The organism is Burkholderia sp. AU32262, assembly GCF_020419985.1.
Lineage (GTDB): Bacteria > Pseudomonadota > Gammaproteobacteria > Burkholderiales > Burkholderiaceae > Burkholderia > Burkholderia semiarida.
Genome location: NZ_JAIZRS010000083.1, coordinates 1 through 684, shown reverse-complemented (window position 1 = coordinate 684; position 684 = coordinate 1). Strand labels below are relative to the sequence as shown.

Annotated in this window: 2 tRNA genes and 1 rRNA gene; all 3 read right to left on the bottom strand. The window is 51.9% G+C overall.

The features are described from left to right. Positions 1-347: 347 nt before the first annotated feature. Positions 348-423 (bottom strand) — tRNA-Ala (locus LGN10_RS33415). A 38-nt stretch (positions 424-461) separates the two neighbouring features. Further along, positions 462-538, bottom strand: a tRNA-Ile gene (locus LGN10_RS33410). Between the two features lie 62 nt (positions 539-600). Beyond that, positions 601-684: ribosomal RNA gene (locus tag LGN10_RS33405) — 16S ribosomal RNA — on the bottom strand; the annotation flags it as partial.

Below are 684 nucleotides of genomic sequence, written 5' to 3'. Positions count from 1 at the left end.
CGTCCTTCATCGCCTGTGATCGCCAAGGCATCCACCACATGCACTTGTTCGCTTGACCCTATAACGAGTCTGTCTCTCGACAGCCGCTACAGGTTGAGTTCTCGCGTTGTGCCGTATTCCAATTGAGCCGAACAATGAAGTTCGAATCATCTTGAGATACATCGATACAATCACAACCCGGATAACTTCCACGTCCATCTCGAGACGCTTCCGCTATCCAAATTACTTACTTCTTCCAGATTGTTAAAGAACGACAGCCGATATCTGTTGATATCACTCTGACTGGCTCAATCGCCAATGCAAAATTCTCGGTCCAGTGTCTGAACCAAGCCCTTAGCGTTGGTGATTGGTGGAGGCAGACGGGATCGAACCGACGACCCCCTGCTTGCAAAGCAGGTGCTCTCCCAGCTGAGCTATGCCCCCATGAGTACAGATGCCTCAGGTGTGTTACCGCCAGACAATGGTGGGTCTGGTTGGATTCGAACCAACGACCCCCGCCTTATCAAGACGGTGCTCTAACCGACTGAGCTACAGACCCCTGAGTCTGTCTTTAATTTACAGCCGATAAGCGTGAGCGCTCAACTACGCGAGAAGCTCTGGAAAGGAGGTGATCCAGCCGCACCTTCCGATACGGCTACCTTGTTACGACTTCACCCCAGTCATGAATCCTACCGTGGTGACCGT